General features: G+C 39.4%; 3 protein-coding genes. 2 read left to right on the plus strand and 1 reads right to left on the minus strand.

The annotated features are described in order from the left end of the window. Positions 1-4,223, minus strand: a 4,223-nt coding sequence (locus ACFIJR_RS08565) for a beta strand repeat-containing protein (protein WP_375654012.1), incomplete at its 3' end; no start/stop codon positions are given. An 813-nt stretch (positions 4,224-5,036) separates the two neighbouring features. On the opposite strand from ACFIJR_RS08565, the gene ACFIJR_RS08570 reads away from it, so the two are divergent. After that, a complete protein-coding gene (locus ACFIJR_RS08570; RefSeq protein WP_375654013.1) occupies positions 5,037-6,083 on the plus strand; it encodes a metallophosphoesterase in 1,047 nt (348 codons plus the stop codon). A 13-nt stretch (positions 6,084-6,096) separates the two neighbouring features. Continuing rightward, positions 6,097-6,449 (plus strand): phage tail protein (locus ACFIJR_RS08575; RefSeq protein ID WP_375654015.1); only part of this gene is annotated, 353 nt, incomplete at its 3' end.

Here is a 6,449-nt window from a genome sequence, read left to right on the forward strand (position 1 = left end):
TCCCCATGGATCAAAAGTCTATCGGTTTTTTGGTCATTTATTGCAGCACCATCACTCCAAGCAATGTTGAAGTAAATATTTGCATCACCCGTTGCATTGTAGACTTCTTGCGTGTCTGGTTTACCAGAACCTATATGCAATGTTTGGTAATGATCTTCTGTTGGTCCATTAAAGATAATGGAGCTGTTATCGAGATTAAGCGTGGAAATATCAGAACGAGATCTTTGAGCGATATCAAGGAGATTGCCATCATCATCTTTTTCATTTTTGCTGATTTTCAACGTCCATTTTGTATTGTTTTTCAGATCAAAGTGCACATTTCTGTCTTTAGCAATATTTGCTCTGCCCTCTAGAATAGACTGATCTGCGCTTAATGTGAAGGTGCCGTTGGAGATCGATTTTAAACCTACCTGGTTCCAAAACTCTTTATCTTTCCAATAAATGCCGTTTCCTAGTAAAACATCGGCATGGATTTCTGAATTTTTGAGATTTGCGGTACCGATTGCCAGATTTGTATTATTTTCAATATCGTTGTCAGTGAAAGCTCCAATAAGAATTCCAGCACCATTTTCAACATGAAGTTTTGTATTGACCAAATTGATTTCACTGCTTTTACGTTTTTGGGGATTATCAGGATCTGTGTAAGAGAGAGACATGATCTGCAAACCACCGATTTGTGCCGTTGCAGAAACATTTGTCACATCAATATGCCCGCCGTTTTCTGTATACAATGCAGCTTTTTTCCCAAACACAGTTCCGTCTGTCATTGTGATTTGGGATTGTGGACCGCTTGCATGGAGTCCACTGCCATCAGATGCATTAATTTGAGCATTGTCTTTTATGATAATGGTGCTATCACTCTGAGCATATGCCCCTGAGTCTTTTACATTAAACTCTCCCCCTGATACGTTTATTTGAGAATTAAAAGCAGAGGCTATGCCTATATTTTCTTGAGTAACTGTTACATTTTTCAAAGTAAGGTTGCTGTCATGAGTGGCTACTACCCCGAAAAGTTGTTGGTCATCGTCTTTACCACTTGATATTTTCACATTTTCTAGCTTGTTCTCAGCGCTTTTACTGTTATTAAAAGAAGCGCCTATTATAGAAGCCGTAATAGAACCTCCAGTCATCTTGATTGTAGCTTCTTCGTATGCCATAAGCCCTGTTGAAACATCTTTAATCGTTGTATTATGTAATTCAATTATGCTGCCAGAGCCATCGGCATGTGCACCGTCTCCGGTGCCATCTGTCGATGTTATAGTAATACCAGTGACATCAATCTGTCCGCTGTTTTCGGCAAACAATGTGCCTGTACCCCATCCACTTACTGTCCCTCCAGTCATTGTGATCTTGGATTGTGCACCATCAGCATGGAGTCCATAACCACTGGATGTTGTAATCTCAGTCTTGTTGTCGATAATAACCGTGCTGCCATTTGAAGCATATATTCCATCGAGTTCTCCATCAAATGATCCTCCAGAGACTGTTATTGTCGAGTGATCATCTGCAACTATGGCACTGGTTGCTTGAGTGACAGTTACATTTTTTAAAGTGACTGTACTGTTTTTGTCTGCTTCTATTCCATATTGTAGTAGCTCATTGTCTTTAGAACTTGATATTGTCACATTTTCCAGTTTGTTTTTATCGCTCTCACTGCTCACAAAGCCAGCACCATTATAGGAGGCTTTAATGGTTCCTCCAGTCATGCTGATTGTGCCATTGTCATGTGCATAGAGTCCGCTGTCTTCGGATGATATAATTTGCGCATTATCGGTTAAAATGACGCTGCCGCCTTTTAGAGCACCTATTGTTACATGTTTCGCATCAAATGATCCGCCAGAGACTGTTACTGTAGAAGAATTGTCTGCTATTATGGCGCTATTTGCTTGCATTACTGTTACGTTTTTTAAAGCGACGGCACTGTCGTTGTCTGCGTCTACTCCATTGATTAGTAGCTCACCGTCTTTAGTACTTGATATTGTCACATTTTCCAGCTTGTTTTTGTCGCTCTTAGTGTTAGAGAAAACAGCACCAGCCATAGAAGCCTTAATGGTTCCTCCAGTCATCTTGACTGCACCACTTTTTTGCACTTGAAGCCCGATTATACTATCACTAATGGTCGTTTTTCCAAGCAATTCAATCACACTGTCCGCGCCTTCAGAAAATGCACCGAACCCAGATATAATATCAGAACCTTGAGCTTGTGCATCTGGTATTGCTTTTATTTTTAGAGCAACATCTGTGACTGTAATATGACCACCCGTTTTTGCAGCCAATGCTGCTTCTCTCCCAGTTACGGATCCTCCTATCATCGTGATTGTAGATTGTGTTTCTCCTACGAGTCCAACGTTACCAGATGATGCAATCTGAGCATTATCGGTTAAAGTAATGGTGCTGCCGTTTTCAGCATGTACCGTTACCTTTTTTGCATCAAATGATCCTCCCGAGACTGTTATTGTGGAAGAATTATCTGCTGATATACCACTGTCTGCTTGAACAAATTCTATATTTTTTAAAGCAACTTTACTGTCTTCGTCTGCTTTTACTCCAAAGAGTAGCGGTTCCTCTTCTTTAGCATTTGATATTGTCACATTTTCCAGTTTGTTTTTGTCGCTCTTACTGTTAAAGAAAACAGCACCAACTTTGGAAGCTGTAATGGTTCCCCCAGCCATGCTTATTGCGCCACCATCTTGTGCTTCAAGCCCGATTATACCATCACTAATGGTCGTTTTTCCAAGCAATTCAATTACACTGTTATCGCCATTTGCGAATGCACCGAATCCATATATAATACCAGCGCCCTCAGTGAGCGCATCTACTCCTACTGTTTTTAGAGCAACATCTGTGACCTTAATATGTCCGCCGTCTGCAGCAGCCAATGCTGTTTTTTTCCCAGTTACGGTTCCATCTGTCATTACGATTGTGGAGTTTGATGTTGCTGCGAGTCCATTGGAATCAGATGATGTAATCTGTTTAACATCAGTTAAAACAATGTTGCTGCCACTGATGGCTTGTATTGTGTCTCCTTTTGCCTCAAATGATCCGCCAGAAATTTTTATTGTGGAATCATGATCCGCAATTATGGCGTGCTGTGCTTGAGTCACTTTTACATCTTTTAAAGTGACAGTACTTTTATCTGCGTCTATTCCACTGATTAATAGTGCACCGTCTTTACTACTTGATATCGTTATATTTTCCAGTTTGTTTTTGTCGCTATTACTGCTTTCGAAGAGAGCTCCAACCTTGGAAGCTGTGATGGTCCCCCCAGTCATGTTGATTGCGCCACCATCTTGTGCTGTAAGCCCAATTTTCGCATCGCTAATAGTAGTGTTTTCCAACTCAATCACACTGTTAGAGCCTTTAGAAAATGCACCGAAACCATCGGTATAGCCAGAGCCCTCAGCTGGTTCATCTGTTCCAGCTCCCTTTGTTTTTAAAATAACATCAGTGACCTTAACATGTCCACCGTCTTCTGCAATCAATGCCGCGATTTTTCCTGTCACAGTTCCCTTAGTCATTGTGATGGTGGATTGTGTTTTTGCTGCGAGCCCAGCGTCATCAGATGATGTAATTTGCGCATTGTTTGTTAAAGTAACAGTGCTACCATTTTTAGCAGATATTGCTGCATCTTTTGCGTCAAATGATCCTCCAGAAATTGTTATTGTTGAATGATCATATGCAACTGTGGCATTTATTGCTTGCGTTACTTTTACATTTTCTAAAGTGACTGTACCGTTTTTGTCTAACATTACTCCAAAATTCAGTGGCGCTTTGTTTTCACCACTCGATATCGTCACATCTTTTAGCATACTTTCTTTGTTATTATTATTCCAGAAGAGAGCACCAATATCGGAAACTGTAATGGATCCCCCAGTCATTTGAAATTTAGCATCGTCTTTTGCTTCAACGCCTAAGGAAATAACAGAATCAGTCCCTTTAATGGTTGTGCTACCCTGTAATGTAATCGCACTGTTAACGCCTTCAGCAGTTACAGCATAAACATTCTTGTTTTCACTTGAGTTTGTATTTTTGTTCCCGATCACTGTTACATTCGTTCCAATGATTTGACCACCGGTTTTTGCATGAATAATCTCAAAGGTTTGGTTGGATGGTTTTTCTTCTCCCGTAGATACTTCGAGGGTTGCAGCATGTGCAGTGAACTGGATGTTGAATAGGATGATAGCGGCTGCAGCCGTGCATGATAAAAGGGATGTTTTATACACTAGCATTCTCCTTATGAGAGCCCCAAAAATTCATTTCCCCGCGAACTTCATAAGAAGAAGTGAAAATGGATAGTTGTTATTAATTTCAGTAATAGCCTTTATAAGTATTTTATTTTCTACTGCTTGTCAAAGCTAAAAAATAATTGATATTAAATTTTTTACATATTTATATTTAATACATAACGTATTTATAATCATAAAGTGATTACTTTATATTACATAATTAAATTTATTATAAAACTATTTTGTAAAAATGTTAATTTTATTATGTTTTGATATATTTTATATTATTGTTCATATGAATTTTATAAATTAATAATAATATTTTCTGTAATATTTCTTACAGTTTGTGGTCTTTCCAGAGTTAGTTATGACAGTAATACCCAAACACTGTTTTTAGCATTTTGATTATTCCTACTTTATCTTTCATAAGATTCTAATGTGTTTGATTTTGCTATCTAACGGAGATGGCTTCTCGAGCATACAGCATACGTTTGTTTCTCCTGTTTGGGATATTTTAATAGTATACGAACACTTGCTAGGTTTCTGATAAATGCCTAGTTTTTGATAAGCTGTTGATATATCAATGGCATTTGAAAGAGGCAGAACTTATAAATCTCAAACAATGAAGATGCTTCAAGTTGAAGGCTTGAAACTGATGATGCTTTGATATCATCAAAGTGCGCCTTCATTGAAGAATAACCGCTTTCGTTATTTTGAATTTTTGACACATTCTTGACAAGAAAATCTAAAAAATTGTTTCTGAGGAATTTTTTATAAAAAAATATATAACGTTTTTATGGTGATAGGCTTATGAGATATAAAGTTGAATTGGTAATCACCGTGATTGCTTTTACTCTCTCTGGTTGTTTTAATCTTGATTCTGAAAAGTTAAGAAGGGACAATAGGCTTTATCATGATGCATTCATGGATTGGTCGATGAAAGAAAAGTCTCTTGCAAAAAATTATACTGCTATCATCATGGCTGATCCGCAACCGTGGCGTTTAAACTCTGGTGATGCCAATGGAATATCAAACAGAGAGCCGTGGTTAAAGATAAATGAGCAGGTTGCTGGCGTGATAAAAGCGCACAAGGCCGCGTTCCATATTGTCAATGGTGATCTGACGGAGTTTGGACAACAAAAAAACTATGATGATTATGAAAATGTTTATAAAACTCTTGGAGCACCTGTCTATGAGGGGCTAGGGAATCATGATTATGCCAATAATGTTGGTAATTGTACAAATCCTCAAGAATTCAGTTTTTACAAAGATGCCTGTGCTATAAGTGCAGTTTCAAGAATGGTATCGGAAATCAAAAAATACCGTAATCAATTATTGCATTTTAATGCAGATGTTACTGAAAGTTTGGTTCCCATTTCGGGTGGAAATATTCGCTCGATAAGGGGGAGTTTGAGTTATTCTTGGGATTATGGAGATGTTCACTATGTGCAGCTTCACAATTATCCAAGCTATACGGTTCGTTTGATGGGACAGTCTGTGCAGGCGCAAATCAATAAATCTTTAGATTGGCTTAGAAACGATTTAACTGCTGCTGATGCAAGAGGTAACGTGACAATCATTATTAAGGGGTGGATTGGTTCCATTGATGTAAGAGAATTTTTGCCAAGTTTTTTGGGAGGCACAACAGCCATTCAACCGATTGCACAATTTGCGGGGGCGGGGCATGCAAATCCATCGGGTAGAGAACAAGGAGAGAAAGAGCGCTCCCCCATCACACACAATCAAAATGTCACAGTGCATGTCAATGGTGCCCGTGATCCTGTGGCCACTGCTCGTGCGGTTGCCCATGCTTTGCAACGGGCACGTGCCAATGCTCTGCATGGCGGGACAGAATAAGGGGAGGGAGCCTATGAGAGATCCTTTGATGATGTTAGGTCCGCATCAATTTTATGTGGATTGGCTGAATTTCCAATCTTTTGAAGAAGAGTTTTCTGCCTCATGGGTTTGTATGGAGCGTTTTGGCAAGGCACCCAGTTTGCAATTTACCGGCTATGGTAATGATGCAAAAACCATTCATGGGGTTTGGTTTCCAGAAGAATTTGGGGACCGGGTAGCGATAGATGCTATCACCACAACTATCCGAAGAGCAAAGCCGGTGCAGATGCTTCGTTGGATCAATGATACCACCTATAGTGTCCTTCTCCATGGTCCCGTGGTGATCACCACGATCAATAAAGACCACGACTATATTAGTCGCTCTGG

The organism is Bartonella sp. OD88NMGDW, assembly GCF_042193775.1.
In the GTDB taxonomy this organism is placed as follows: domain Bacteria; phylum Pseudomonadota; class Alphaproteobacteria; order Rhizobiales; family Rhizobiaceae; genus Bartonella; species Bartonella grahamii.